This window comes from Streptomyces sp. NPDC046712 (assembly GCF_040645695.1).
GTDB lineage: Bacteria > Actinomycetota > Actinomycetes > Streptomycetales > Streptomycetaceae > Streptomyces.
On sequence record NZ_JBEYYW010000001.1, the window covers coordinates 193297 to 220294 of the forward strand.

The 26998-nt window shown below is 70.9% G+C and carries 27 protein-coding genes; 17 read left to right on the forward strand and 10 right to left on the reverse strand.

Going from position 1 to position 26998, the window contains the following annotated elements; translation table 11 throughout:
* The first annotated feature begins 7 nt into the window (after positions 1-7).
* From pafA to ABZ939_RS00955, 13 genes are all read left to right on the forward strand, one after another.
* Entirely contained in the window at positions 8-1369 is a 1362-nt protein-coding gene (pafA, locus tag ABZ939_RS00895) for a Pup--protein ligase (protein WP_137990376.1), read from the forward strand.
* A 118-nt stretch (positions 1370-1487) separates the two neighbouring features.
* Positions 1488-2426 carry an FKBP-type peptidyl-prolyl cis-trans isomerase gene (locus ABZ939_RS00900; RefSeq protein WP_361847208.1) on the forward strand — a complete coding sequence of 313 codons (939 nt, stop codon included), beginning with the start codon at positions 1488-1490 and terminating at the stop codon, positions 2424-2426.
* 92 nt (positions 2427-2518) lie between these two features.
* Positions 2519-2890: an FKBP-type peptidyl-prolyl cis-trans isomerase gene (locus ABZ939_RS00905; protein ID WP_361847211.1), complete on the forward strand. Its 372-nt coding sequence runs from the start codon at positions 2519-2521 to the stop codon at positions 2888-2890.
* Between the two features lie 139 nt (positions 2891-3029).
* Complete coding sequence (locus ABZ939_RS00910; RefSeq protein WP_361847213.1) at positions 3030-3986, forward strand: WYL domain-containing protein; 957 nt, start codon at positions 3030-3032, stop codon at positions 3984-3986.
* 17 nt (positions 3987-4003) lie between these two features.
* Positions 4004-4960: a WYL domain-containing protein gene (locus ABZ939_RS00915; RefSeq protein WP_361847216.1), complete on the forward strand. Its 957-nt coding sequence runs from the start codon at positions 4004-4006 to the stop codon at positions 4958-4960.
* A 122-nt stretch (positions 4961-5082) separates the two neighbouring features.
* Positions 5083-5346: a hypothetical protein gene (locus tag ABZ939_RS00920; RefSeq protein WP_361847219.1), complete on the forward strand. Its 264-nt coding sequence runs from the start codon at positions 5083-5085 to the stop codon at positions 5344-5346.
* A gap of 47 nt (positions 5347-5393) precedes the next feature.
* Positions 5394-5591 carry a hypothetical protein gene (locus ABZ939_RS00925; protein ID WP_361847222.1) on the forward strand — a complete coding sequence of 66 codons (198 nt, stop codon included), beginning with the start codon at positions 5394-5396 and terminating at the stop codon, positions 5589-5591.
* Between the two features lie 185 nt (positions 5592-5776).
* Positions 5777-6061, forward strand: a complete 285-nt coding sequence (tatA, locus tag ABZ939_RS00930) for a Sec-independent protein translocase subunit TatA (protein ID WP_361847225.1) — start codon at positions 5777-5779, stop codon at positions 6059-6061.
* Positions 6062-6166: 105 nt separating this feature from the next.
* Positions 6167-7069 (forward strand): twin-arginine translocase subunit TatC, encoded by a 903-nt coding sequence (gene tatC / locus ABZ939_RS00935; protein ID WP_361847936.1) that lies wholly within the window; start codon positions 6167-6169, stop codon positions 7067-7069.
* Between the two features lie 45 nt (positions 7070-7114).
* Positions 7115-8005 (forward strand): diacylglycerol kinase, encoded by an 891-nt coding sequence (locus tag ABZ939_RS00940; RefSeq protein ID WP_361847228.1) that lies wholly within the window; start codon positions 7115-7117, stop codon positions 8003-8005.
* 131 nt (positions 8006-8136) lie between these two features.
* Complete coding sequence (locus ABZ939_RS00945; protein WP_361847231.1) at positions 8137-10965, forward strand: DEAD/DEAH box helicase; 2829 nt, start codon at positions 8137-8139, stop codon at positions 10963-10965.
* A 167-nt stretch (positions 10966-11132) separates the two neighbouring features.
* The gene (locus tag ABZ939_RS00950) at positions 11133-12515 is read left to right on the forward strand and encodes a cytochrome P450 (protein WP_361847234.1); all 1383 of its coding nucleotides are present in this window, start codon (positions 11133-11135) and stop codon (positions 12513-12515) included.
* A gap of 19 nt (positions 12516-12534) precedes the next feature.
* Positions 12535-13677, forward strand: coding sequence for a winged helix DNA-binding domain-containing protein (locus ABZ939_RS00955; RefSeq protein ID WP_361847237.1), 1143 nt, complete (start codon positions 12535-12537; stop codon positions 13675-13677).
* A gap of 84 nt (positions 13678-13761) precedes the next feature.
* On the opposite strand, the gene ABZ939_RS00960 is transcribed toward ABZ939_RS00955, so the two are convergent.
* From ABZ939_RS00960 to ABZ939_RS00985, 6 genes are all read right to left on the reverse strand, one after another.
* On the reverse strand, positions 13762-14703 hold the full coding sequence (locus ABZ939_RS00960; protein ID WP_361847240.1) for an ADP-ribosylglycohydrolase family protein: 942 nt from the start codon (positions 14701-14703) through the stop codon (positions 13762-13764).
* Positions 14704-14762: 59 nt separating this feature from the next.
* Positions 14763-15998 carry a cytochrome P450 gene (locus ABZ939_RS00965; protein WP_361847243.1) on the reverse strand — a complete coding sequence of 412 codons (1236 nt, stop codon included), beginning with the start codon at positions 15996-15998 and terminating at the stop codon, positions 14763-14765.
* Positions 15999-16022: 24 nt separating this feature from the next.
* Positions 16023-17447 carry an FAD-dependent oxidoreductase gene (locus ABZ939_RS00970; RefSeq protein WP_361847246.1) on the reverse strand — a complete coding sequence of 475 codons (1425 nt, stop codon included), beginning with the start codon at positions 17445-17447 and terminating at the stop codon, positions 16023-16025.
* Positions 17404-17631 (reverse strand): ferredoxin, encoded by a 228-nt coding sequence (locus ABZ939_RS00975; protein WP_361847249.1) that lies wholly within the window; start codon positions 17629-17631, stop codon positions 17404-17406. Before ABZ939_RS00975 ends, ABZ939_RS00970 begins: the two co-directional genes overlap by 44 nt.
* A gap of 108 nt (positions 17632-17739) precedes the next feature.
* Positions 17740-18378 carry a hypothetical protein gene (locus ABZ939_RS00980; RefSeq protein WP_361847252.1) on the reverse strand — a complete coding sequence of 213 codons (639 nt, stop codon included), beginning with the start codon at positions 18376-18378 and terminating at the stop codon, positions 17740-17742.
* A gap of 158 nt (positions 18379-18536) precedes the next feature.
* Positions 18537-19004: a hypothetical protein gene (locus ABZ939_RS00985; RefSeq protein WP_361847255.1), complete on the reverse strand. Its 468-nt coding sequence runs from the start codon at positions 19002-19004 to the stop codon at positions 18537-18539.
* Between the two features lie 89 nt (positions 19005-19093).
* Between ABZ939_RS00985 and ABZ939_RS00990 the strand changes: the two genes are divergently transcribed.
* Positions 19094-19459 (forward strand): MerR family transcriptional regulator, encoded by a 366-nt coding sequence (locus ABZ939_RS00990; RefSeq protein WP_361847258.1) that lies wholly within the window; start codon positions 19094-19096, stop codon positions 19457-19459.
* A 48-nt stretch (positions 19460-19507) separates the two neighbouring features.
* On the opposite strand, the gene ABZ939_RS00995 is transcribed toward ABZ939_RS00990, so the two are convergent.
* Positions 19508-19942 carry an ABA4-like family protein gene (locus ABZ939_RS00995; protein WP_361847261.1) on the reverse strand — a complete coding sequence of 145 codons (435 nt, stop codon included), beginning with the start codon at positions 19940-19942 and terminating at the stop codon, positions 19508-19510.
* Positions 19939-20841 (reverse strand): hypothetical protein, encoded by a 903-nt coding sequence (locus tag ABZ939_RS01000; protein ID WP_361847938.1) that lies wholly within the window; start codon positions 20839-20841, stop codon positions 19939-19941. Before ABZ939_RS01000 ends, ABZ939_RS00995 begins: the two co-directional genes overlap by 4 nt.
* A gap of 177 nt (positions 20842-21018) precedes the next feature.
* Here ABZ939_RS01000 and ABZ939_RS01005 point away from each other — a divergent pair, with 177 nt between their 5' ends.
* On the forward strand, positions 21019-21651 hold the full coding sequence (locus tag ABZ939_RS01005) for a MerR family transcriptional regulator (protein WP_361847264.1): 633 nt from the start codon (positions 21019-21021) through the stop codon (positions 21649-21651).
* A 362-nt stretch (positions 21652-22013) separates the two neighbouring features.
* Here the strand turns inward: ABZ939_RS01005 and ABZ939_RS01010 are convergent, their stop codons facing one another.
* Both ABZ939_RS01010 and ABZ939_RS01015 read right to left on the reverse strand, forming a co-directional pair.
* Positions 22014-22850, reverse strand: coding sequence for a siderophore-interacting protein (locus ABZ939_RS01010; protein ID WP_361847267.1), 837 nt, complete (start codon positions 22848-22850; stop codon positions 22014-22016).
* A 73-nt stretch (positions 22851-22923) separates the two neighbouring features.
* Positions 22924-23829: a 5'-3' exonuclease gene (locus tag ABZ939_RS01015; protein WP_361847941.1), complete on the reverse strand. Its 906-nt coding sequence runs from the start codon at positions 23827-23829 to the stop codon at positions 22924-22926.
* 294 nt (positions 23830-24123) lie between these two features.
* On the opposite strand from ABZ939_RS01015, the gene ABZ939_RS01020 reads away from it, so the two are divergent.
* Both ABZ939_RS01020 and ABZ939_RS01025 read left to right on the forward strand, forming a co-directional pair.
* Entirely contained in the window at positions 24124-25197 is a 1074-nt protein-coding gene (locus ABZ939_RS01020) for a glycine betaine/L-proline ABC transporter ATP-binding protein (protein WP_361847270.1), read from the forward strand.
* A complete protein-coding gene (locus ABZ939_RS01025) occupies positions 25190-26995 on the forward strand; it encodes an ABC transporter permease/substrate binding protein (protein WP_361847273.1) in 1806 nt (601 codons plus the stop codon). The genes ABZ939_RS01020 and ABZ939_RS01025 overlap by 8 nt, the downstream gene beginning before the upstream one ends.
* Positions 26996-26998 lie beyond the last annotated feature (3 nt).

The window sequence follows — 26998 nt, forward strand, 5'->3', positions numbered from 1 at the left end:
TTCAGACATGGACCGCCGCATTTTCGGGCTGGAGAACGAGTACGGCGTCACGTGCACGTTCAGGGGACAGCGCCGACTGTCTCCTGACGAAGTGGCGCGCTACCTCTTCCGCCGTGTCGTGTCATGGGGCCGCAGCAGCAATGTCTTCCTGCGGAACGGCGCCCGCCTCTACCTCGACGTGGGTTCGCATCCGGAATATGCAACTCCCGAATGCGACAACGTGACCGAACTGGTCACGCACGACAAGGCGGGCGAACGCATTCTCGAAGGCCTGCTCGTCGACGCCGAACGCCGCCTGCACGAGGAGGGAATCGCCGGCGACGTCTATCTCTTCAAGAACAACACCGACTCGGCGGGAAACTCCTACGGGTGCCACGAGAACTATCTCGTCGCCCGCCACGGAGAGTTCTCCCGGCTCGCGGACATCCTCATTCCCTTCCTCGTCACCCGACAGCTCATCTGCGGCGCCGGCAAGGTGCTCCAGACCCCGCGTGGCGCGGTCTACTGCGTCTCCCAGCGGGCCGAACACATCTGGGAGGGCGTCAGCTCCGCGACGACCCGCTCCCGGCCCATCATCAACACCCGCGACGAGCCGCACGCCGACGCCGAGCGCTACCGGCGGCTGCACGTCATCGTCGGCGACTCGAACATGTCCGAGACGACCATGCTGCTCAAGGTCGGCGCCACCGACCTCGTGCTCCGCATGATCGAGGCGGGCACCGTGATGCGTGACCTGACCCTGGAGAACCCGATCCGGGCCATCCGAGAGGTCAGCCACGACATCACGGGGCAGCGCAAGGTCCGGCTCGCCAGCGGCCGCGAGGCCTCCGCCCTGGAGGTCCAGCGCGAGTACTACGAGAAGGCCGCCGACTTCGTCGACCGCCGTGGCATCCGTACGGGCACGGTCGCCCAGGTCCTGGAGCTCTGGGGCCGCACGCTGGACGCCATCGAGGCCGAGGACCTCGACCGGATCGGCACCGAGATCGACTGGGTCATGAAGTACAAGCTCATCGAGCGCTACCGGGCGAAGAACAACATGACCATGTCGCACCCCCGGGTCGCTCAGATAGACCTCGCGTACCACGACATCCACCGCCGCCGCGGGCTCTACTACCTCCTGGAGAGGAAGGGCCAGGCGGCCCGGATCTGCAACGACCTGAAGATCTTCGAGGGCAAGTCGGTGCCCCCGCAGACCACCCGGGCCCGGCTGCGCGGCGACTTCATCCGCCGCGCGCAGGAGCAGCGGCGGGACTTCACCGTCGACTGGGTCCACCTCAAGCTCAACGACCAGGCGCAGCGCACCGTGTTGTGCAAGGACCCCTTCCGGTCGGTCGACGACCGAGTGGAAAAACTGATCGCCGGAATGTAGGACATCGCCGTACGAAGTGCCAGGGCCCCGCGCGATTGACGTGCGGGGCCCTTGGCCTGTCCGGATGGTCCCCTAGAGTGTCGGGCAACTACTGTGCCGTCTGAGATCTGAGGAACACGTGCGCCGACTTGCCGGCCTACTGGTCGTCCCGCTGCTGCTGCTCTCGACAGCGGCCTGCGGCAGCGACGACAAGGGCTCCGATTCCGCTTCGATGAAGAACGGACTGCCCGCCATCACCGCGGGTGAGAAGTTCGGGGAGAAGCCCACTCTGGCGAAGGGGGTGGGTGATCCGCCCAAGGACCTCAAGGTCAATGTGATCAGTGAGGGCGACGGTGCGGTCACGAAGAAGGGTGACGCGCTCCAGGTGAACTACCTGGGTCAGGCCTGGGACTCGGACACGCCCTTCGACAACAGCTTCGACAGGGGCCAGCCGTTCGCGCTGACCCTGGGCGCCGGCCAGGTCATCAAGGGCTGGGACCAGGGCCTGGAGGGCCAGAAGGTCGGCAGCCGTATCGAGATCGGCATCCCGCCGGAGCTCGGTTACGGCGCGAAGGGGCAGGGCGACATCAAGCCGAACGCCACCCTCGTCTTCGTCGTGGACATCCTGAAGGCCACCACGATTCCGAAGTCCGCCGAGGGCACCGAGGTCGCCCAGGAGAACAAGGATCTGCCGAAGGTCGGTACGAACACCGACGGCAAGGCCCCCTCGATCACCGTCCCCAAGGTCGACCCGCCGGCGAAGCTCGTCTCCAACTACGTGATCGAGGGCAAGGGCGAGGCCGTCAAGGCCACGGACACGCTCACCGTCCAGTACAAGGGCGTCCTGTGGAAGGACGGCAAGGAGTTCGACAGCAGCTATGCACGCGGTGGTGCTCCGGCCACGTTCCAGCTGGCCGGCGTCATCCCGGGCTGGAGCAAGGGCCTGGAGGGCAAGAAGGTCGGCAGCCGGGTGCTGCTGGTCGTGCCGCCGGGCGACGCCTACGGCGATCAGGCCCAGGGTCCCATCCCGGCGAACTCGACCCTCGTCTTCTCCGTGGACATCCTGGCCAAGCAGTAGCGAATCCCGGCCGGAGCACCGGTCGCAAGGTAGGTTGTCCGGGTCGCGCGGTCACCGTTCGCGCGGTTCATCAGTTTGAGGAGCACACTGCAGTGAGCATCGAGAAGCCCGAGGTCGACTTCCCGGGCGGCGAGCCGCCGGCCGACCTGGAGATCAAGGACATCTGGGAGGGCGACGGCCCGGAGGCGAAGGCCGGGGCCACCGTCTCCGTCCACTACGTGGGCGTCTCCTTCTCCACCGGCGAGGAGTTCGACTCCTCGTGGAACCGCGGCACCCCGCTGCAGTTCCAGCTCGGTGTCGGCCAGGTCATCGCCGGCTGGGACAAGGGCGTGCAGGGCATGAAGGTCGGCGGCCGCCGCCAGCTGATCATCCCCGCCCACCTCGCCTACGGCGACCGTGGCGCCGGCGGCAAGATCGCCCCGGGCGAGACCCTGATCTTCGTCTGCGACCTGATCGCCGTCTGATCGGTCACGTCACGACCTGAAACGGTCACTCGAGGGTCCCCGTCGTACGGCGGGGACCCTCGGCTTTTGCCCGGACACCCCGGGGCGGTACGGTCGGATGTCCGAGAAGTCAATCCGGCAGAAGAGGTGCAGGGCGTCGATGGCGATTGCCAAGGCCGAGCGGCTGATGAATCTGGCCCTCTGTCTGCTCGGGACCCGCCGGCCGCTCTCCAAGCGTGAGCTGCGCGGATCCATTGAGGCGTATCTCGAAGCCGGTGGCGACGACGCCTTCAACCGTATGTTCGAGCGCGACAAGGATGATCTGCGCGAGCTCGGCCTGGTCATCGAGACGGTCGAGAACCTCGAGGGCGAGATCGGCTATCTGGCCCGCCGCGACTCCAACCGCCTCCCGCCGATCACGCTCGACGCCGAGGAGGCCGCGGCCCTCGGCCTCGCCGCCAAGGTGTGGCAGCAGGCCCGCCTCGCCGGAGCGGCCAGCGGGGCCCTGCAGAAGCTGCGCGCCGCCGGGATGCCCGAGGCCGAGGACTCGTACGACACCCAGCACAGCGCGCTCGAGCCCCGCATCCCCGTCCACGAGACGGCCTTCGAGCCCCTGATGCTGGCCTGCCGCGACCGGCGCCCGGTCGTCTTCGACTACCGCAAGGCCACGGCCGCCCGCCCGGAGACCCGCCAGGTGGAGCCGTGGACCCTGGAGTGCTGGCGCGGCCACTGGTACCTGGCCGGCTGGGACCGCGACCGCGGCGCCGAGCGCGTGTTCCGCCTCTCCCGCATCACCGGCAAGGTCCGCTCGCGGGCCGGTGCCTTCACCGCGCCGGTGCCCGACGTGGTCACGGTCCGCGAGACCGTCGAGAGCTGGGCCGGCGAGATCGCCACCCGCTCCGCCCGGATCCGGCTGCGCGTCGGCTGCGGCTATCCGCTGCGGGCCAGGGCCCAGTCCGTACGGGAAGGCGCGGACGGCTGGGACGAGTTGGAGATTCCGTACGGGCACGGTCTCGACGCCTGGCTCGTGGAGTTCGGTCCTGATGTCGTCGTGCTGGAACCCGCGGATCTGCGGGCCGATGTGGTGGACCGGCTGCGCGCCGTGGCCAAGGGCTGAAGGGGGAGACGTACAGCATGGCTGCGAACGCGATCGACCAGACGAGGCGGATGCTCTCCCTCGTCACCTACCTCCGGGAACGGCCCGGCGCGCATGTCGCCGATGTCGCCCGCGCCTTCGGGATCACCGAGGACGAGCTGATCTCCGACCTCGATGTGCTGCCCATGTGCGGGACGAGCTTCCGCGGTGGCGATCTGCTCGACATCGACACCGACGGCGACCGGATCTGGTGGCACAACCCGGACGATGTCGCCGAGCCGCTGCGGCTCGCCGCCGACGAGGCGACGGCGCTGCTGGTCGCGGCTCGGGCCGTCGCCACGCTGCCAGGTCTGCGGGAGAGCGACCGAGAGGCGCTGCTGCGCGCCACCGCCAAGCTGGAGACGGCGGCCGGCGAGGCCGCGGGGGCCAGCGCCCGGCTCTCGGTCACCTTCGAGTCCGAGGGCGGTGTCTTCGCCGAGGTGGACCGGGCGATCTCCGAGCGCCGACGGCTGTGGGTGCGCTACTACTCGCCCGCCCGCGACGAGCTGACCGAGCGCGAGGTGGATCCGATCCGGCTGTTCGCCGTCGGCCACACGTACATGGAGGCGTGGTGCCGGCTCTCCGAGGCGCGCCGCACCTTCCGGCTCGACCGCGTCGCCGAGATCCGGATCCTCGACGAGCAGTCCGCGCCGCCCGAGATCGAACTGCGGGATCTCTCGGAGGGGCTGGTCCAGCCGTCCGCCGAGGATCCGGAGGTCGTCGTCGAGGTGGGACCCGGCGGTCGCTGGGTCGCCGAGTACTACCCGCACGACCGGGCCGACGAGCTGCCCGACGGGGGACTGCGGATCACGCTGCGGACGCCGGCCCCCGCCTCGCTGCGGCGCCTCGCCCTTCGACTCGGCAGCGACGGGCGGATCGTCTCCCCGCAGGACCTCGCCGACAGCGCCCGGGAGGCGGCGACGGCCGCCCTGGCCGCCTACGACGGCCAGGAGTGACACGAGACGGCCAGGGGTGACCCGAAGGGGAATGTGACATTCCCCGCCGGGTCGACGCTGTTGCCTGTGAAGCCGATGGATTCGCGACAGTGCGGACTCCGCGAGCGCGGGAACCGAGAGGGATGAGGGAAATGTCCGTGATGCACGGAATGACGGCGTCGATCGCACCCGTCCTCTTCAAAGCGTCCTGTCCCGACTGCCGTGCTCGTCTCGAACTCTCCGCGGGTGCGCTGCGCCTAGCGATCGGCGCCAGCCGCCGCACCACCTTCTACTCCTTCACGTGTCCCGAGTGCGGCAGCTCCGTCCGCAAGCCCGCCGGCGAACGGATCGTCGAACTCCTCACCGGGGGCGGCGTCCGCACCCTGCGGCTGCACTCCACCGTCTGACGCCCCGGCAGCTCGGCCAAGGGGCGCACAACGTCTAGGCTCGGCACATGTTCTGGCCCATGCTCGCCATCGCTCTCGGATTCCTCGGCATCGCCGTCCTCGGCGTCCTCGGCATCAAGGTCTTCGTCGAGGCCCAGCGGCTCGGCCGCCAAGTGGCACACACCACCGAGCGCATCAACCGCGCCGCCGAAGACCTCGAGAACGCCGCGGGGCAGCTGGCCCGCACCGGCGAAGCGCTGCGCTGAGACCGTGCCGTACGCTGCTCAGGACGGTCCTGACGGGGGTGCTCGGACCGCAATCGTGAGTATGCACAGGCATTGCCCTGCGTTTACTCCTGCGGGTTACGATCGCAGACAGCGCGGTGGCCGGACGCATGTCCGACCCGCCGGGCATGCACACCATGTCGCCTCGGTGAAGAAGGTAAACAGCTATGGGTAGGCTCGGCCCCACCGAGATCATTCTCATCCTCGTCGTCATCATCCTGCTGTTCGGCGCCAAGAAGCTCCCCGACATGGCCCGTTCGCTGGGCAAGTCCGCCCGCATCCTCAAGAGCGAGGCCAAGGCGATGAAGTCGGACGACCAGCAGAGCGCCCCTGCCGACCCGCCGACCCCCGGCACCCCGGACCAGGCCGCCCCGCGTACCATCCAGGCCGCGCCCGGCGACGTGACCAGCTCGCGTCCCGTCACCGAGCCCACGGACACCACCAAGCGCTGACCCGGTCCGCCGCGGCCGCCGCACCGAGCGGCGGCCTGCCGCACGAGATGAGGACGTGGGTTGCTCAAGTCTGCCCGCAAGCAGGAGAAGGACCCCGAGGGCCGGATGCCCCTCGTGGAGCACCTGCGTGAACTTCGCAACCGCATGGCGAAGGGCCTGCTGGCCGTCGCCGCGGTCACCGTCGTGGCCCTCGTGTACAGCGAGGAGCTCATGCAGTTCCTGACGAAGTCCGTGCCCAAGTGCCCGCAGGGCACGATGGGGGACGGCGGTAACTGTGCGGTCGTCTCCTTCAACACGCTGATCGCACCGTTCAGCACGACGATCCAGGTCAGCCTCGTGACCGGCCTCGTCGTCGCGAGCCCGGTCTGGCTCTACCAGCTCTGGGCCTTCATCGCGCCCGGCCTGCACAGGAGCGAGAAGAAGTACACCTACGCCTTCGTCGGTGCCGCGGTTCCGCTGTTCGCGGCCGGTGCCTACCTCGCGTACCTCATCCTCCCCATCAGCGTGAAGGTCCTCATCAGCCTCACGCCCGGCGGATCGGCGAACATCCTCTCCCTCGGTGACGTCCTCGACTTCACCCTGCGCATGGTGCTCGTCTTCGGCCTCGCCTTCGAGCTCCCGCTCGTCCTCGTGATGCTGAACCTCACCGGCGTCCTCACCGGCCGCCGCATGGCCGGCTGGTGGCGGGGCGTGATCATGGGCGTCTTCGTCTTCGGCGCCGTCATCACCCCGACCACCGACCCCGTCGGCATGATCGCCCTCGCGGGGCCGATCACCGTCCTGTACTTCGGGGCCGTCGGTTTCTCGCTCCTCAACGACAAGCGCCGGGCCCGCAACAACCCCGACGCCGAACTCGACGACGACGAGGCGTCCAGCCTCGACCTCACTCCCGAGGGTGTCGGATCCGTCGAACCCGTCAGTGCCACCCGCGCACTGCCCCAGCAGTCCGGCGGCGAGGCCGACGGCGGTAGGTCGCTCAGGCCCGGCGGTTACGACGACATCACCTGATCTTGTAGGGTCCTCCTCCCAGACACTCCGTCCGGGGGGACCCCCATGACCAGCGAGATCACCCTCCTCGTCAATCCCACCGCGGGACGCGGCCGGGGCGCGCACGCCGCGCAGCCGGCCGCCCGCGCGCTCAGGGACGCCGGCTTCTCCGTCCGTACCGTCCTCGGCGTCGACGCCGACGACGCCCTGCGACGCGCCCGTGACGCCGTCGCCGGCGGAACCGGCGCGGTCGTCGCCGTCGGCGGTGACGGCATGATCTCGCTCGCCCTCCAGGCCCTCGCCGGCACCCGGACCCCGCTCGGCGTGGTCGCCGTCGGTACCGGAAACGACTTCGCCCGCACCCTCGGCCTGCCCCTGCGCGACCCCGCGGCGGCCGGCCGGCTCGCCGCCGAGCTGCTCGAGGGCGGGGGTGGACGCGACATCGACCTCGGCAGGGTCGGCGACCGCTGGTTCGGCACCGTCCTCGCCTCCGGGTTCGACTCCCGCGTCAACGACCGCGGCAACCGCATGAAGCTGCCCGTCGGCCGTTTCAAGTACGACCTCGCCATGATCGCCGAGCTCGCCGCGTTCCGGCCCGTGCCGTACCGCCTCACCTTCGACGACGGCACCGAGCGGCAGGTCGAGGCCACGCTCGTCGCCGTCGGGAACGGCACCTCGTACGGCGGCGGCATGCGCATCTGCGCCGGAGCGCGCATGGACGACGGCCTCTTCGACGTCACCGTCGTCGGCGACTGCTCCCGTACGACGCTGATCAAGGTCTTTCCCCGGGTCTACCGTGGCACCCACCTCGACCACCCCAAGGTCACCGTCCACCGTGTCCGCTCCCTCACCCTCGACGCCCCCGGGATCACCGGCTATGCCGACGGCGAGCCGCTGGGGCCGCTGCCGCTGACCGCCGTGTGCGTACCGGGTGCACTGCGCGTCCTGGCGCCCTGACGCGGAGCGCCGCTACGGCGGGCGCGGGTCGCGTCCTGGCGGCGGGCTCGGGAGGCGTGCTCGGGTGGAAAATCGGTCCGTCATTAAAGATCGCGTCAGTGTCAGAGGTGGCGGGTAGGCTCGAGAGCAAGATGACAGAGGACCTCACACCAGCCGAAGCGTACGCAGCTGCTCGGGCCCGCAACGCCGAGCAGGCCACGGCGCTGGCCCCCTTCCGCGAGATGTACGAGTTCGGTCTGGACCCCTTCCAGATCGAGGCCTGCCAGGCCCTCGAGGCGGGCAAAGGCGTGCTCGTCGCCGCCCCCACGGGCTCGGGCAAGACCATCGTCGGCGAGTTCGCCGTCCACCTCGCCCTGCTCCAAGGGCGCAAGTGCTTCTACACGACACCCATCAAGGCGCTGTCGAACCAGAAGTACGCCGACCTCGTGAAGCGCTACGGACCCGGCAAGGTCGGCCTCCTCACCGGTGACAACAGTGTCAACGGCGACGCCCCGATCATCGTCATGACCACCGAGGTCCTCCGCAACATGCTGTACGCGGGGTCCCAGGCGCTCAGCGGCCTCGGCTACGTGGTCATGGACGAGGTCCACTACCTCTCGGACCGCTTCCGCGGCGCCGTCTGGGAGGAAGTGATCATCCACCTCCCCGAGTCCGTGACGCTGGTCTCACTCTCCGCGACCGTCTCCAACGCCGAGGAGTTCGGCGACTGGCTGGACACCGTCCGCGGCGACACCGAGGTCATCGTCTCCGAGAGCCGCCCCGTGCCGCTCTGGCAGCACGTCCTCGCCGGCCGCCGGATGTACGACCTGTTCGAGGAGGAGACCGACCACGGCGGCCGCGGCGCGTCCCGCCGCGAGGTCAACCCCGACCTGATGCGCCTGGCCCGCACTGAGAACTCCCGCACGTACAACCCGCGCGAGCGCCGCCGCGGCAAGATGATCCGCGAGGCCGACCGCGAGCGCGAGCGCCGCCAGCGTTCCCGCATCTGGACGCCCGGACGGCCCGAGGTCATCGAACGCCTCGACGCCGAAGGTCTCCTGCCCGCCATCACCTTCATCTTCAGCCGGGCCGGCTGTGAGGCCGCCGTCCAGCAGTGCCTGTACGCCGGCCTGCGGCTCAACGACGACGAGGCCCGCCACCGGGTCCGCGAGATCGTCGAGGAGCGCACCGCCTCCATCCCCTCCGAAGACCTCCACGTCCTCGGGTACTACGAGTGGCTGGAAGGCCTGGAGCGCGGCATCGCCGCCCACCACGCCGGAATGCTCCCCACCTTCAAGGAAGTCGTCGAGGAGCTCTTCGTACGCGGCCTCGTCAAGGCCGTGTTCGCCACCGAGACCCTCGCGCTGGGCATCAACATGCCCGCCCGCTCGGTGGTCCTGGAGAAGCTCGTCAAGTGGAACGGCGAACAGCACGCCGACATCACGCCCGGCGAGTACACCCAGCTCACCGGACGCGCCGGGCGCCGTGGCATCGACGTCGAGGGCCATGCCGTCGTCCTGTGGCAGCGCGGCCTCGACCCGGGCCACCTCGCCGGGCTGGCCGGCACGCGTACGTACCCGCTGCGCTCCAGCTTCAAGCCCTCGTACAACATGGCCGTCAACCTGGTCGACCAGTTCGGGCGCCACCGCTCCCGCGAGCTGCTCGAGACCTCCTTCGCGCAGTTCCAGGCCGACCGGTCCGTCGTCGGCATCTCCCGCCAGGTCCAGAAGAACGAGGAGGGCCTCGCCGGTTACCGGGAGGGCATGACCTGCCATCTCGGGGACTTCGAGGAGTACGCGCGGATGCGCCGCGACCTCAAGGACCGCGAGACCGAACTGGCCAAGCAGGGCGCCGCACAGCGCCGCGCCCAGGCCGCCGCCTCCCTGGAGAAGCTCAAGCCCGGCGACGTCATCCACGTCCCCACGGGCAAGTTCGCCGGACTCGCCCTCGTCCTCGACCCCGGCATCCCCGCCGGGCGGACCAACGGCCACCGCGGCTTCGAGCACCACGACGGGCCCCGCCCGCTCGTGCTCACCGCCGAACGGCAGGTCAAGCGGCTCGCCTCGATCGACTTCCCGATCCCGGTCGAGGCCATGGAGCGTATGAGGATCCCCAAGTCCTTCAACCCGCGCTCCCCGCAGTCGCGGCGGGACCTCGCCTCCGCCCTGCGTACCAAGGCCGGACACCTCAACCCGGAGCGACACCGCAGGGATCGCTCGGCCGCCGCCGACGACCGTGAGATCAGCCGGCTCCGTACGGAGCTGCGCGCTCACCCCTGTCACGGCTGCGACGAGCGCGAGGACCACGCCCGCTGGGCCGAGCGCTACCACCGGCTCCAGCGCGACACCCGGCAGCTGGAACGGCGCATCGAGGGCCGGACCAACACCATCGCCCGCACCTTCGACCGGATCGTCGCGCTCCTCACCGAGCTCGACTACCTTCGCGGCGACGACGTCACCGACAACGGCAAGCGCCTCGCCCGGCTCTACGGCGAACTCGACCTGCTGGCCAGCGAATGCCTGCGTGAGGGCGTCTGGGAGGGCCTCACCCCGCCCGAACTGGCCGCCTGTGTCTCCGCGTTGGTGTACGAGGCGCGGCAGTCCGACGACGCCGTGCCGCCGAAGCTCCCCACCGGGAAGGCGAAGGCCGCGCTCGGCGAGATGGTACGGATCTGGGGGCGGCTCGACGCCCTGGAGGAAGAGTTCAAGATCAACCAGGCGGAAGGGGTCGGGCAGCGCGAACCCGACCTGGGCTTCGCCTGGGCCGCCTACCAGTGGGCCTCCGACAAGGGGCTCGACGAAGTCCTGCGCGAGGCCGAGATGCCGGCCGGCGACTTCGTCCGCTGGTGCAAGCAGGTCATCGACGTCCTCGGACAGATCGCCGCCGCCGCGCCCAAGGAGAACAGCACCGTCGCCAAGAACGCGCGCAAGGCGGTGGAATCGCTGCTGAGGGGCGTGGTCGCCTACAGCTCGGTGGGCTGACCTCCTGAACTCACCTGCAAGGGCCCGTGGTTGATACCACGGGCCCTTCGTGTTGCGGTCTTCGTCCCGGTTGTCCACAGGGCGCTGTCCACAGGGGTGGCGGAGTGTCCGACCTCTCCGATTCCATGGACTCACACACCGGGGAACACCGCTGGGAGGGGACGCACGTGACCACGCAAGCCGGTTCGGCCGCGGTCGAGGAGACCGCGGACGGACAGAAGATCGTGCCGGGTCCACGGGGCGTCCCGCTGCTCGGGAACCTGCCGGAGTTCGGCAAGGACCCGCTCGCCTTCTTCGAGCGGCTGCGCGAGCGCGGAGACTTCGTCAGCTGGCGATTCGGACCGGGCCCCGCGCTCTTCGTCGCCCACCCCGACACCATCGGGGAACTCCTCGTCGAAGTCGAGCGCACCTTCGACCAGCCCGACCTCGGTATCGCCTTCCGCACCCTGCTCGGCAACGGAGTCGTCGTCGCCAAGGGCGCCGACTGGCGCCGCAAACGGTCCCTCGTCCAGCCCTCCGTCCGGCCAAAGCAGGTGCGGTCCTACGCCGCCACGATGGCCGAGTGCGCCATCGACGTCGCCGACCGGTGGAGCGACGGGCAGCGCATCGACATCAAGAAGGAGATGGCCGCCCTCACCCAGCTCATCGCCGTCCGCACCATCTTCGGCGTCGACACCGCAGCCGACGCCGAGGCCATCGGCCGTGCCATGGACGTTGCCCAGAAGGAGATCGGCGCCGAGTTCAGCGGCATCGGCGCCCTGCTGCCCGACTGGGTGCCCACCCCGGGACGCGCCCGCATCAAGCGCGCCACCGCCGTCATCGACGCGGAGGTCTCCCGGATCGTCGCCCGCCATCGCGACGGCGAGACCGAACGACCCGACCTCCTCAGCAGGCTGCTCGCCGCCCAGGACGAGACCGGCGCCCATCTCTCCGACCAGGAGATCCGCGACGAGACCGTCACCCTCTACATCGGCGGACACGAGACCACCAGCTCCACCCTCGTCTGGGCGTGGCACCTGCTCTCACGCAACCCCCGCGGGCGCGAGGCGCTCGCCGAAGAACTCGACCGCGTCCTCGGCGACCACGAACCCGGCTTCGACGACTACGCCCGACTGACCTACACCCAGGCCGTCGTGAAGGAGACCCTCCGGCTCTATCCGACCATCTGGCTCCTCACCGGTATCGCCAAGGAAGGAGCGACCCTCGGCGGAATGCCGATCCCGACCGGGACACGGGTGTGGAGCAGCCAGTGGGCCACTCACCGGGACGGCCGCTGGTTCACCGATCCCGAGGAGTTCCGCCCCGAACGCTGGGGCACGGGCGAGGGCGCGGCCGCCGAGGAGATACCGGAGTACGCCTGGTTCCCCTTCGGGGGCGGGCCGCGCGTCTGCCTCGGAACCCGGTTCGCCATGGTCGAGGCCGTCCTGATCCTCGCCGTCCTCGCCCGCCGGTTCCGCCTCGACATCGACCCCGGGGAGATACGTCCCGTGCCGAGCCTGACGCTCCAGCCGGAGCGGGAGGTCCTCGCCACCGTCCGGGCGCGCCGTTGAGGTGCGGGAAGATTCCGGTATGAAGATCAGTGCGCGGGGGCTCAACCGCTCCACTCTCGCCCGGCAGTTGCTGCTCCGACGGGAGGCGATCGGTGCCGCGGAAGCGGTACGGCGCGTCGTGGCGCTGCAGGCCCAGCAGCCCGCGTCTCCGTATCTCGCGCTGTGGAACAGGACCGCCGCGTTCGACCCGACCGAACTCGACGGCGCCTTCGCCGTCGGGACGGTCGTCAAGTCGACACTGATGCGGATCACCCTGCATGCCGTGCACGCCGACGACTACCGGCCGTTCCGGGAGGCGGTGCATCCCCTGCTGAGGTCCGGCAGGCTGGGCGGCCGCTTCGCGGAGTCGGGGCTGACCCCGGCGGACGCCGACGCGCTCGTCCCGGAACTGCTGGCATTCGCCGACCGGCCCCGGACGAACGCGGAGTACGAGGCATGGCTCGAGCAACGGGTGGGCGCCATGCCGAAGTCCGGGGCGTGGTGGGGGCTGCGGCACTACACCCCGCTGCTGCACGCGCCCACCACCCCACCGTGGTCGTTCGGGGAACGCCCCGCTTACGTCGCACCGCCCGACCCGCCGGCGACGCCGGAGCCGGAGGTGTCCGACGCCGCCCTGCGCACGCTGGTCCTGCGCTATCTCCAGGGGTTCGGGCCGGCGTCGGTGGCGGACGTGGCGCAGTTCGCGTTGGTCCAGCGGGCCAGGGTGAGGAAGGCGCTGGCCGCGCTGACCGACGAGCTCGAGCGGTGCGAAGGGCCGGACGGCGAGGAGCTGTTCGACATACCGGACGCACCCCGACCGGACGAGGACACGCCCGCCCCGCCCCGGCTGATGGCCATGTGGGACAGCACCCTGCTGGCCTACGCGGACCGCGGCCGGGTCATCCCTCCCGACTACCGCACCCTCGTCATCCGCCGGAACGGAGACGTGCTGCCGACCCTCCTGATCGACGGATACGTCGCCGGTGTGTGGCGCCCGGCCGAGGGCGGGATCGAGGCGACCGCGTTTCACGACCTGCCGGACGAGGTCTGGGAGGGACTGGCCGACGAGGCCCGCGCGCTGGTGGCCTTCCTCTCCGACCGCGACCCGCAGGTGTACCGCCGCTACGGCCACTGGTGGAGCAAGCTCCCGAAAGCCGAGACCCGACTGCTGCCGGGGCGGTGAGGCGTCCGGGCGCCGGGGCGCTGCCTCGTCCGCCCTCCGCCCGCGAGTCGGCGGCGGACGCGGCGGGGGCGAGCGGTCGCGGGCTCAGGGGCGTGGGGCGGCGGGGGCGAGCAGACGGGTGGCCAGGTCCCGCAGGTCCTCGGCGCGCAGGATCCGGTCGCCGAAGCCCGGCAGGGGGACGTGGAGGGGATCAGTCCAGCGGGCGGGGATGCCGTTGTCGCCGTACACGGCGCCCGCGAGGGTGCCCGTGACCGCCGACACGGTGTCCGTGTCGCCGCCCAGGTCGATCGCCGCGGCAAGGGCCCGCTCGAACGAGTCCGTCGTACGAACGGCCCAGACCGCCGAGCCCAGGCAGGGCCAGACCGCGCCGTTGAACTCGGTGGCGTCGTCCGGGTGCCAGCCGGGGGAGAGGACCGTCGACCAGCGTTCCCGGTGCGGCGCGGCGACGGCGGCGAGCGTGGTGGGCAGGGCTGCGAGCGGGTCCTCGCCGAGGAGGGCGACCCGGACGAGGTCGTGGAGGATCGCCGTACCCTCCCACGCCGCGCCGTCTCCGTGGGTGAGAGCCGCGATGCGGCGGGCGGCGTCCATCGTGGCCTCGGGCCCCGCCGCCGCGAAGTACACCGCCGACGTGGCGGCTCGCATCAGGGAACCGTTGCCCGCCGCGCGGCCGTTGATCTGGAAGTGGAGGGCGGCTGCCGTGTCCCAGGGGTCGCCGCTCGTCAGGACGTCCTCGGTCTGCAGGCCGATGTCCTTCGGTTCGGACGCCGCCCAGCGGCGGAACCGGTCGAAGACGTCCGGCAGGTCCAGGCCACCCCGGTCGAGGAGCGACTCCCCGACCAGGACGGCCATCTGAGTGTCGTCGGTGGCCTCGCCCGGGTCCCAGCCGCCGCCCCCGCACATCGCGCCGACGCCGTCGGGGAAGCGTTCGTGGAAGACGCCCGGCAGCCCGAACTCGAAAGGGGCACCCAGCGCGTCCCCCACCGCGGAGCCGAGTACGGCGCCGACGGCACGCTCGATCGTTCGCATCCCGTCAGCCTAGGCCCGTCAGCCTAGGGCCCGTCAGCCCCGGGCCCGTCGGGCAGGGTCTAGGGGCGGATTCCGTCGCAAGCGATGTGTAGGTGCCGCGGTCCGCGGAGCACGGCGTTCTGCCGGTACGGGGGCGGGTCCTCCACCAGGCGTGGGTTTTCCAGCCTCCGGGCCAGCTCCGACAGGGCGAGCTGGGCCTCCAGGCGGGCGAGCGGTGCGCCGAAGCAGCTGTGGATGCCGCTGCCCAGGCCGAGGTGCTGGACGTCAGGGCGGTCCGGGTCGAAACGGTCCGGGTCCTCGAAGCGCTGGGGGTCGCGGTTGCCGGACGCCAGGACCAGCCAGAGGGTGGCGCCCTTGGGGATGGTGACGCCGCGGACCTCGATGTCGGCGAGAGTGGTGCGCTGCGGCAGCAGCTGCACCGGCGGCTCGAAGCGCAGCAGCTCCTCCACGATGGGCACGGCCAGCCGAGGTTCGGCACGCAGCCGCTGGAGGACGTCGGGATTGCGCAGCAGGGTGAGCATTCCGTTGGTGATGAGGTTGACCGTGGTCTCATGCCCCGCGATCAGCAGCAGCGCCGCCGTGCTGAGCAGTTCCATCGTGGTCATCGGGCCGTCCGCGCCCTTGGCCGTGGCCAGCTGGGAGAGCATGTCCTCCCCGGGGTTCTTGCGGCGCTCCTCGATCAGGCCGGCCAGGTACATGCCCAACTGCATCCGGGCGTCGTGCGCGCCCTTGCCCCGTTCGGCGGGATCTGCGTCCGGGTCGGGGTCCAGGCTTGCGGCGAGGGTGTCCGCCCAGGTGTGGAAGCGCGCCTCGTCCTCGCGCGGCACTCCGAGCAGCCTGCAGATCACCGTCACCGGGAAGGGGTACGAGAACTCTTCCACCAGGTCGATCCGGCCCGGGTCGCCGATGCCGTCGATGAGGTCGGCGACGATCTCGTGGAGCTCCGGGCGCATTCCGTCGACGCGGTGGGGGGAGTGCGGCGGGCCGAAGTGCCGGTTCGTCATGCGTCGCATCCGGTCGTGCTCCGGCGGGTCGAGCCGCAGGAAGCCCGGCGGCAGGGCGCCCTCCTCCGGGGCCGCCTCGCCCAGCGGGTCACCGGTGTTCGAGGCCAGGTTGCGGGCGTCGGAGCTGATCCGGGGATCGTGCAGAAGGCTGCGGATCTCGTAGTAGGTGCTGATCACGTACGGCCCGTCGGCTTCGTGGTGGACCGGCGTCTTCCGCAGCTCTTCGTAGATCGGGTACGGATCGGCCCGGTTGGCGTAGTCCAGGATCTGGTGCAGCAGCGATTGCGTCATGGCAGGTCCTCGTGGCCGTGCGGGTCAGTGCGCGGGGGTGAACGTCATCCGGCGGTCGGCCGGTGAGTATCCGCTGAGGGTCACGGTGGGCCCGTGGGTGGGTACCGAGGGGTCGGGGAAGTCCGCGTCGATCGGTCGCTGTCCGTCCGGGCGCCGGTCGACCGTGGCGAACGTCGGGGGGAACGGCGCGGTGGTCTCGATCAGCTCCTGGTAGAACGGCAGCCACCGGGCATGGTCGAAGGCGACGGCGCCGATGACGCGCCCCTGGTACCCGTAGACGCCGATGAACCGGCGGCTGTCGAGCGAGCCCTGCGAGATGAGGATCTCCGTCGCCATCGACGGCACTCCGACCGACTTGATGTTGACGCCGAACTGGGAGGACCAGAAGGCCGGCACCTCCATGTGCGGCACGCGTTCGGTGCTCTCGCTGAGCATGTTGTGCGCCGCGATCGCGGCCTGGGCGACGGCGTTGCCCCAGTGCTCCAGGGACAGGAACTGGTAGCCGAACAGCGGGTGCGGGCAGCGGGCGACGTCGCCCGCCGCATAGATGTCGTCGGTGACGATTCCGCGGATGTCGAAGGCCCGGCAGCCGGCATCGCAGGCGATGCCCCGTGGGCCGGCCCCGAGTCCGGAACCGGAGAGCCATTCGGTGTTGCGGATGGCGCCGAGGGAGACGATCACCACGTCGGCCTCCACCGTCGAGCCGTCGGACAGATGCGCGGCGCGCACCCGTCCCGAGGCGTCGCCCTCCAGAGCGGTCACCATGACCCCGCACCGCAGGTCCACACCGTGCCCGCGCTGGAGGTCGGCGGCCACCGCGCCGACCACCCCGCCGAGTGCGCCGACCAGGGGCGCCGCGCCGCGTTCGGCGACGGTGACGGGGAGGCCGCGTTCGCGGCAGGCGGAGGCGATCTCCGAGCCGGTGAACCCGGCCCCGATGACGAGGACCCGCCTGGGTCCCTCGGCGAGCCGCCGGGCGAGCGCGGCGCCGTCGTCACGGGTCCGCAGCACGAAGACGCCGTCGAGTTCCGCCTCGTCCTCGCGCGGCCACGGGCGCGCCCGAACCCCGGTGGCGATCAGCAGCCGGTCGTACGGCACCTCGTCGCCGTTGGCCAGCCGTACCCGCCTGGCGGCCATGTCCAGGCCGGTGGCCGGAACGCCGAGCCGCCAGGTCGCGTCGACGGATCGGAGCCTTGGCAGTGCGGTGCGGTCGGCGCGCGCCCTGCCCAGCAGCACCTGCTTGGACAGCGGGGGTCGGTCGTACGGTTCGCAGGGCTCGTCGCCGATCATGGTCAGTGACCCCGCGAAGCCCTTGGCCCGCAGGGTTTCGGCAGCCCGCAGGCCGGCCAGCGAGGCGCCGACGACGACGATGCGGCCCTCGCGTTTGAGCTGCTCCAAGGCTCCGTCACCGAGCACCGGCCACCGCCTCGGCCGGTTCGTCCACGGCATCGACGAGGATGGCCCGGACGGGGCAGGCCGCGGCGGCCTGGGCCAGCTTCTCGCGCTGCTCCTCGTCGGCCTCCGGGTCGTACAGCAGCGCCTCCTCGCCGTGCATGACGAAGATCTCGGGGGCGAGGAACGCGCACTGCGCATACCCCTGACAGCGGTTCAGATCGACGGCAACCCTTACCACGGGATCGGTCCTCTCCAATGGCCCGGTCGAGCCTCTGCGCCCACTCTCGGTGGCCGGGCGGGCCGCGGCGACGAGGAGCGGACCGTTCGAGTGAGCGGTGCGGCCGGATCAGGTCGAGGCGGCGGGCCGTGACGCCTCGGGACGCCGACCCCGCAGGATGTTCAGGCTGAGGAGCAGCACCCAGGCCGGAAAGACCAGTTCGGACCAGGGCACGTCCGCTCCCACCACGAGCAGCGTGAGGCCCCCCAGATAGCCGAGGACCACGAGCGGGCGCGGGAGGAGGTCGAGCCGGCGGCCGATGGTCGCGGTCGTGATGATGAACACCGCCGCCATCCGCATGGCGTACGTGCTCAGCAGGGCGTAGACGAAGTGGCGGCCGAAGGGAGAGTCCTGTTGGCTCTCGTCGAGCACGGTCCAGGCCGCCGCGGCAGCGCCGAACAGGGTGGCGACGAAGACCAGGCCGCTGCCCAGGAACACGGTGGAGACGAACTTGTCCTCGCCCTCGCCCGCCTGCTCGCGCAGGGCGCCCATGAACCACAGGAACGCGATCCCGGCGAACGGGAGCAGCTCCAGCGCCGTCCGCACGGCGCTCCGCTGTCCGGCGTCGACGGTCACCTCGTCCCCGTCGGCTCCGCCCGGCAGAGCGATGCGCACCAGGACGATCGCCGTGGCCATCAGGACCGCGAACACCACTCCGGCCATCCCGGCGGCCCGGGGCGTGGCCAGGTGCTTGTGCTTCCGCTCCATCGTCTCTCGCTTTCTGCCTGCTCCACCTTCGTACAGACACTGGCGACACCGGGACTCACGCCACCGGGATCACCCGGGAGGAAGGTCTCGGTGCGCCATACAGGTCATGGCACGGGCGGGTTCGGGCCGCCCCCTTGCCCGAGGGCCTGTCCGGCGGATCAGGGTCGGTCAACCCCTAGGCGGCGCCCGGCGAGCCGGTGCCGGCGCCACGGTGCGAGCTGGACGACGCCGAAGACCACCTCGACGACCAGGAACAGCCACAGCAGCCGCGTCGCGCCGTGGGCCAGCGCGTACGCCTGCCACGTCGCGAACAACGTGCGCGCGACGCCGTCGAACAGGCCGTGCAGCGGCAGCGGCCGGACGATGCGCAGAACGGCCCAGACGACCACGACCGACCCCATCAGATTCGCGTACAGGGTCTGCATCGGGTCGAGTTCGGGCATCCCGCCCATCCCGAGGGCCTCGCCCGTCGACGACAGGGCGCCGTGCACCAGCGCGTATGTCCAGGGCGTCGCGAAACCCGCCGTGACGACGAGGTCGTACCAGGCGCTCGCGCGGACGAGGCGAAGATATCCGGGCCGTTCCAGGTCTCCGGGGCGTACGGAGGCGAAGTGACGGGTCATCATGAGGCTCCTGCCGGTCTCGTTGCGGCGACGCCTCACGCTAAACAGTGGAGTAGGGTCCAAGGTCAAGCCCATCACGGCACGGAGGGGCCATGCGCATCGGGGAGTTGGCCGCGCAGGCGGGTGTGAGCAGGGACGCCATCCGGTTCTACGAGAAGGTCGGCCTCGTCGAGGGCCGTCGGCTCCCCAACGGGTATCGCGACTTCCCGCCCGAGGCCGTGGCCTGGCTGCACTACGTCCGCACCGCGCAGACGCTGGGCTTCTCCCTGGCGGAGATCGCACGCCACGGGGAGCAGCTGCGCGAGGCGCCGGATTCCGCGGACGCGCTCTCCACGCTGTTCGCGGAGAAGATCCAGGTCATCGACGCCCGCATGGCCGAACTCGCCACCCTCCGCGCCGACCTCGCCGCCCGCGTCGGCACGGGATGCCCGCTGCGGGCGGCGGAGCGAACCGCCTGAGGTCGGCGGGAGCCTCGGCCGACGGCCGGAGCCCCCGGCTCGCCGAAATCATCGCACCGGCACGGGAGTGGGCTTCCTCGCCGCCCTCAGCCCCAGGAAGACGAGCAGCCCGATCGGGGACAGCAGGATCGTCAGGACCAGCAACGGGCCCATCAGCAGGGGTGAGAGTCCCAGCCTGCGCGCCTCCCGGTACATCCACTGGCCGAGCAGCAGATCCCAGGCGATGACCTGCGCCCAGATCGCCCCCGCCCCGTTCGCCAGCGCCATGAGGTCCCGGAACGTGTCGATGTCGGGGTTGCTGACCGCCGCCCACAGCTCGGGGAGGACCGGGAGCGCCAGGGTGAGGTAGACCGCCAGGATCGGTACGGCGGTCAGCGGGGAGGCCGCGAGGCGCTCCGTGCCCCGCCACCCCGGAGCGAAGATCATCAACAGCCAGACGGGTGCGGCGAGGAAGAAGCTCAGCTCGAAGAGGAAGCCGGTCATGCGGTGAACTCCTTGGCGGGGAGCGCGGTTTCGGTACGGATCGGGGTACGCAGGGCCGCCCAGGTCGCCGCCGCGCCGAGCAGCGCGATCGCGCCGGTCGCGGCGAGCGTCGTGGCGTCGGGATCCAGCAGCGCCTGACCGCGCAGGGCCTGCCAGGTGAGGAGGGCGAACACCGCCGCGTACGTCCCCGAGACCACGAACGTCAGTCGAAGCCGTACCCGCTCGTCGGCCAGCCGGGCGAACCGCGGGGCGAGCGCGACCAGGGCGAGCAGCAGGAGCGGGATCACCTGCAGGGCGTGCATGCCGAAGAAGTGGGCGATGCGCAGATCACCGCCGGTCGTGGACCAGCCGGTCACCGGCATGGACGGGCCGCCGTCCGGAACGCCGACGCTGTGTGCGCCGACGATCCTCGCGTCGTCCCCGGCGGCGCGCTGCTCGGGGGTGGGCTGGACCATCAGGAATCCGACGGCGGCTCCCACGAGGGCGATCAGGGAGCCGAGACGTACGGACCAGGCGGTGGCGCGGTCCAGGATCCGGGCGCGCAGCAGCAGGATCGCGATGGCCAGGGCGGCCAGCCACAGGACGACGACGGTGAGGCCCATCGCCTGGAAGACGGCGGCGTCGAAGGGTGTCTCGTTGTTGAAGTGGCTCTGCTTGCCGCGGATCACCTGAGTGGTGATCAGCACCATCTCCCCGGCGCTCGCCGCGGCCAGCACGGTGCCCGCCCACCAGCCGACTCGCCGGCCTCGGGGGAGCAGGGTGAGCATCCAGGCGAGCGTCATGCAGTACGCGACGAACGAGACCGCGAACTTGAACGGCTTCGTCCAGATCGGTACGCCGACCAGCATCCGGTCGTCGAGGATCAGGCCGCCGACGGAGACCAGGGCGAGTAACGCCATGGAGGCGGAGAACCACACCAGCGGACGATGCAGGTCGCGGACCTGCGGAAACGGAGAAGACATGGGTACCCCCGCGAGTTATGGATAGCGGCACTTGCCGCTATCTGATAGCGCCACTATCTATGATGGAGGTGCCGGTCGGCAAGGCCGGGGCAGGATCGGGAAGGTGAACGCAGAGTGCGCATCGGAGAGTTGAGCCGCAGGACCGGGGTGTCCGTGCCGACGATCAAGTACTACGTACGGGAAGGGCTGCTGCCGGCCGGGCAGTTGACGAGCCCGAACCAGGCCTCGTACGACGAGACGCACGAACGGCGCCTGCGCCTGATCCGGGCGCTGCTGGATGTCGGCGGACTCTCGGTCGCGGCGATCCGCGAGGTGATCGCGGCGGTCGACGACCCGGACCGGTCGGTGCACAAGCTGCTCGGCAGCGCCGCGGACCGGGTGGTGCCGCGCTACACCGAGGAGCCGGGGGAGGGTGTTGTCGAGGCCCGGAAGAAGGTGGCCGAGCTCATCGCGCGGCGCGGCTGGCGCGTGCACGGGGACAGCCCGGCGGCGGAGGCGCTCGCGGTGGCCCTGGCGGCGCTGGAGACCGTGGGGCACGGGGGCTTCGCGGAGGTGCTCGACGCGTACGCGGAGGCGGCGGAGCGGGTGGCGCACGCGGACCTGGAGTACGTGGCGCGGAACGTGGAGCGGGAGGACCTGGTGGAGAGCGTGGTGGTGGGGACGGTGCTGGGGGACGCGGTGTTCGGGGCGCTGCGGAGGCTGGCGCATGTGGATGCGTCGGTGCGGGTTTTCGGGACCGGGGGGTGACCGCGCGCCTTGCGGGTGCGGGCGCCTCGGGGTGACCCCCGGGCCCCGGCGTGGCCGGCCCCTGCGGGTGCGGGCGCATCGGGGTGCCCCCGCCCATGGGCTGAACGGCCCTTGAACGGGCGCCGCCCCCGTGGGGTTGTGGCCACCCGTCCCGCCCTGCGGGACGATTGCCCACAACAGGTCAGGGGGGTGGGAGTGCGCCTCCGTGGGGGCCTGGGCCCACAACGGGTCAGGGGGGTGGGAGTGCGCCTCCGTGGGGGCCTGGGCCCACAACGGGTCAGGGGTGGGAGCACCCCTGCAGGGCCTGTGCCCATAACGGGGGGCCGGGGGGCGGGAGTGCCCCCCCGGGAGTGGTGCGCGCGTCAGTTCTCCTGTTCGCGTTCTACCTGGTCGTTCCATTCGCGCTTGATCGCGCGCCAGGCCTCGTCCGTCTTGCCCAGGCGCCAGTAGCCCGAGATCGAGAGGCGCTCGCGGGGCACCCCGCGCTCCAGGCGCAGGTGGCGGCGGAGGTCCTTCACGAAGCCCGCCTCGCCGTGGACGAAGGCGTGGACGTCGCCCGCCGGGAAGTCCAGGCCCTTCACCGCGTCCAGCAGGGCCTCGCCCGTCGGACGGGCGCCCCGGTGGAGCCAGGTCACCTCGACGCCCGCCGCCGTCGCGAACTTCTGCTCCTCCGTCGCGTCCGCGACCTCCAGGAACGCGTGCACCGTCGCCCCCTCCGGCAGCCGCTCCAGGGCCACCGCGATCGCCGGCAGTGCGCTCTCGTCGCCCACGAGCAGGTGCCAGTCCGCCTCGGCGTCCGGCGCGTAACCGCCGCCCGGCCCGAGGAAGCGCATCGTCTCGCCGGCCCGCGCCCGCGCCGCCCACGGCCCGGCCAGACCCTCGTCGCCGTGGACCACGAAGTCGACGGTCAGCTCGCGGTGGACCGGGTCCCAGCTCCGTACCGTGTACGTCCGCGTGGTGGGCCACTGGTCGCGCGGGAACTCCGCGCGGATCCGCTCCATGTCGAACGGCTCCGGATAGCTCACGCCCTCCGGCGCGAACAGCAGCTTCACGTAGTGGTCGGTGTACTCGCCCAGCTCGAACGCGTCGAGGCCGTTCCCGCCGAGCACCACCCGCACCATGTGCGGCGTGATCCGCTCCGTGCGCACCACCCGCGCCTCGTGGGCCTTCGGTGCCTTGCGCGCCGGCTGCTCTGCCACGACGGTCTCCCCTGACTCTGCGAACTTAGGTATGCCTAAGCTAGCATCCCCGGCGACTCCGGCCCAGAACGCCTCAGCGGCCCAGCACCGGAAGCAGCCTGCCGACCGCCCCGCCCAGGCCCCACCGCGTCACGAGCTCCGCCAGCGCCTCGGGGTCCCGGGGCCCGCTCGGCAGGGCCGGGTCGAACTCCGGCAGGGGTACGTCCCCGGCCACCCGGACGACCGTCGGGGCCACGTCCAGATACGAGGCCGCCTCCACGATCCCGCGCCGCTTGGCCGGGGTCAGCTTCGACGTGCGGTCCACGGCGGCCGCCCGGACGCCCGCCAGATCGCCGTACTCCGTGATCAGCTGCGCGGCCGTCTTCTCCCCGATGCCCTTCACCCCGGGCAGCCCGTCGCTGGCGTCACCGCGCAGCGCCGCGAAGTCGGCGTACTGGTCGGCCCGCACCCCGTACTTCGTACGGATCAGCTCGCCGTCGACCAGATCGCAGTCGCCGACCCCCTTGCGCGGGTACAGCACGCGCACACCGCGCTCGTCGTCCACCAGCTGGAAGAGGTCCCGGTCGCCCGTCACGATGTCCACCGGGCCCTTCGCCTGCCCGGCCAGCGTGCCGATCACGTCGTCCGCCTCGTAGCCCGCGACCCCGACCCGGGCGATGCCGAGGGCGTCCAGGACGGCCTCGATCACCGGCACCTGCGGGGCGAGCGTGTCGGGGATCTCCTCCTCGTCCGGCCCCGTCTCGGTCTCCACGGCGACCCGGTGTGCCTTGTACGAGGGGATCAGGTCCACCCGCCACTGAGGCCGCCAGTCGGCGTCCATGCAGGCGACGAGGTCGTCGGGGTGGTGGTCCTGGACGAGCCGGGTGATGAAGTCCAGCAGGCCGCGCACGGCGTTCACCGGCGTGCCGTCGGGGGCCCGGACCGAGTCCGGCACGCCGAAGTACGCGCGGAAGTAGAGAGAGGCGGTGTCGAGGAGCATCAGGCGTCGCGTCACACCCCGATCATGCCGCACCCCACCGACACCGGCCCCGACCGACAGCGCGGCCCGGTTCCCGCGGGCTTCCGTGACCCCCGTCACCTTTGCGTTTGCCCCGTGGAGCCGGGGGCAGGCGCGGGCCCGGAGCGGACCCGGTACGGGATTCAACAACGAATCCCGGTACATCACGGGAGTCGCGGGCCGAAACCGCCCCGCTCCACGGCCCGGCCGCGGGGTGGGAGCCCCAGGACGAAGTCCTGGGGGAGGGCCGTTTTCGTTTCAACACGCGAGGTATATGTGTCCAGGCTCCAGGCCGATCACCTGTTCAAGGTGTTCGGCAGACGACCCGACGAAGCCGTCAAGAAACTCAGTGACGGCGCGGACCGCGACGAGCTCCGCGCCGACGGTACGACCGCAGCCGTGATCGACGCGTCCTTCACCGTCGAGCCCGGCCAGATCTTCGTCGTGATGGGTCTGTCCGGATCCGGCAAGTCCACCCTCCTGCGGATGCTCAACGGGCTGCTCGAGCCCACCGCGGGCCGCGTGCTCTTCGACGACAAGGACCTCACCGCGCTCAGCCCCCGCGATCTGCGCACCGTGCGGTCCACGAAGATCAGCATGGTCTTCCAGCACTTCGCCCTCTTCCCGCACCGCAGCGTTCTGGAGAACGCCGCGTACGGCCTGGAGGTCCAGGGCGTACCGCGCGCCGAGCGTGAGAAGCGCGCCACCGAGGCCCTGGAGCTGTGCGGTCTCGCCGGCTGGGAGAAGTCCTGGCCCGACGAGCTCTCCGGCGGCATGCAGCAGCGTGTGGGCCTCGCCCGCGCGCTGGCCACCGACGCCGACCTGCTGCTCATGGACGAGTCGTTCAGCGCGCTCGACCCGCTGATCCGCCGCGACATGCAGGACCAGCTCCTCGAACTGCAGAAGCGCCTCAAGAAGACCATCGTCTTCATCACCCACGACCTCAACGAGGCCATGCGCCTCGGCGACCGCATCGCGGTGATGCGTGACGGCCGGATCGTCCAGCTCGGCACCGCCGAGGACATCCTGGTCCGCCCCGCCAACGACTACGTCGCCTCGTTCATCCAGGACGTCGACCGTTCCCGCGTGCTCACGGCCGCCGCCGTGATGACCGACGCGGAGCGCGACGACGCCGCTGCCTGCGACTGCGAGACCGTCGGCCCCGACACCCCGGTCGCCGACCTGTGCGCGGTCAGCGCCCGCGTCCCGCACCCGGTGGCCGTCAAGGACACCGACGGCGCCGTCCTCGGCGTCGTACCGCAGTCCCGCCTGATCGGCTTCATCGGAGACGAGCAGCGCCCGCCCGTTGCCTGCACCACCGGTACGAAGGAGGTGGCCCCGCATGCCTAGGCTCCCTCTCGGCCAGTGGGTCGACAGCTCCGTCGACTGGCTCCAGGCCCAGCTGTCCTGGCTCTTCGACGCCATCAGCGCCGCCGTCACCGGTCTCTACGACGGCCTCGACGCGGTCCTCTCCGCGCCCGAGCCGCTGCTCTTCGCCGGCATCCTCGCCGTCGTCGCCTGGTGGCTGCGCGGGCTGCCCGCCGGTCTGCTCGCCTTCGCCGGATTCGCGCTCGTCGACTCCATCGAGCTGTGGGACGACGCCATGTCGACCCTCTCCCTGGTGCTCGTCGCCACCCTGGTGACCCTGGTGATCGCGGTCCCGCTCGGCATCTGGGCGGCCCGCTCCAAGACGGTCAGCGCCGTGCTGCGCCCCGTCCTGGACTTCATGCAGACCATGCCCGCCATGGTCTACCTGATCCCCGGCATCATCTTCTTCGGCGTCGGCGTGGTCCCCGGCATCATCGCCACCATCGTCTTCGCCCTGCCGCCCGGCGTACGGATGACCGAGCTCGGCATCCGCCAGGTCGACGGCGAGCTGGTCGAGGCGGCCGAGGCGTTCGGCACCACCCCGCGCAACACGCTGCTGCGCGTCCAGCTGCCGCTCGCCCTGCCCACGATCATGGCCGGCATCAACCAGGTCATCATGCTGGGCCTGTCCATGGTCGTCATCGCCGGCATGGTCGGCGGCGGCGGGCTCGGCGGCGCCGTCTACCGCGCCATCGGCAACGTCGACATCGGCCTCGGCTTCGAGGCCGGCATCTCCATCGTCATCCTCGCCATGTACCTGGACCGGATGACCGGCGCGCTCGGCCGCCAGGTCTCGCCGCTCGGCCGCCGGGCGCTCGCCAAGACACGGGCCGCGAGCGCGGCGCGCGCCGGGGCGAAGCTCTGGAACCACCGCCCGCAGCCCGTCACGGCGCTCGTCGGCGTGGTCGTCCTCGCGCTGGTCGCGGGCGGCATGGGCTTCCTCGGCGGCGGCAAGGCGTCGACGGCCGCCGGCGGCAAGGACATCGGCCACGGCAAGAAGATCAGCCTCGGCTACATCCCCTGGGACGAGGGCATCGCCTCCACCTTCCTCTGGAAGGAACTGCTCGAGCGCCGCGGCTACGAGGTCGAGGCCAAGCAGCTGGAGGCGGGCGCGCTCTACACCGGTCTCGCGGGCGGCCAGATCGACTTCCAGACCGACTCCTGGCTCCCCGTCACCCACGCCCAGTACTGGGAGAAGTACCAGAACAAGCTGGAGGATCTCGGCTCCTGGTACGGCCCCACCTCTCTGGAGCTGTCCGTGCCCTCCTACATGAAGGGCATCGACTCGCTCGAGGACCTCAAGGGCAAGAGCGGCGAGTTCAAGGGCCGGATCATCGGCATCGAGCCGAGCGCCGGAATGATGGGCATCCTCAAGGACAAGGTCCTGAACGACTACGGCCTGGCCGGCGAGTACAAGGTCGTCGACGGCTCCACGCCCGGCATGCTCGCCGAGCTGAAGCGCGCCTACGACAAGAAGGAACCGGTCGTCGTCACGCTCTGGTCGCCGCACTGGGCCTACTCGTCCTACGACCTGAAGAAGCTCAAGGACCCCAAGGGCACCTGGGGCAAGGGCGACGGCGTCCACACCCTCGCCCGCAAGGGCTTCAGCGCCGACAACCCCGAGGTCGGCTCCTGGCTGAAGAACTTCAAGCTGACGGAGAAGCAGCTCACGGATCTTGAGGCGGCCATCCAGGAGACCGGCAAGGGCAAGGAGCAGGACGCGGTCCGCGGCTGGCTGGACAAGAACCCCGGCCTCGCCGAGAAGCTGGCTCCGCAGTAAGGA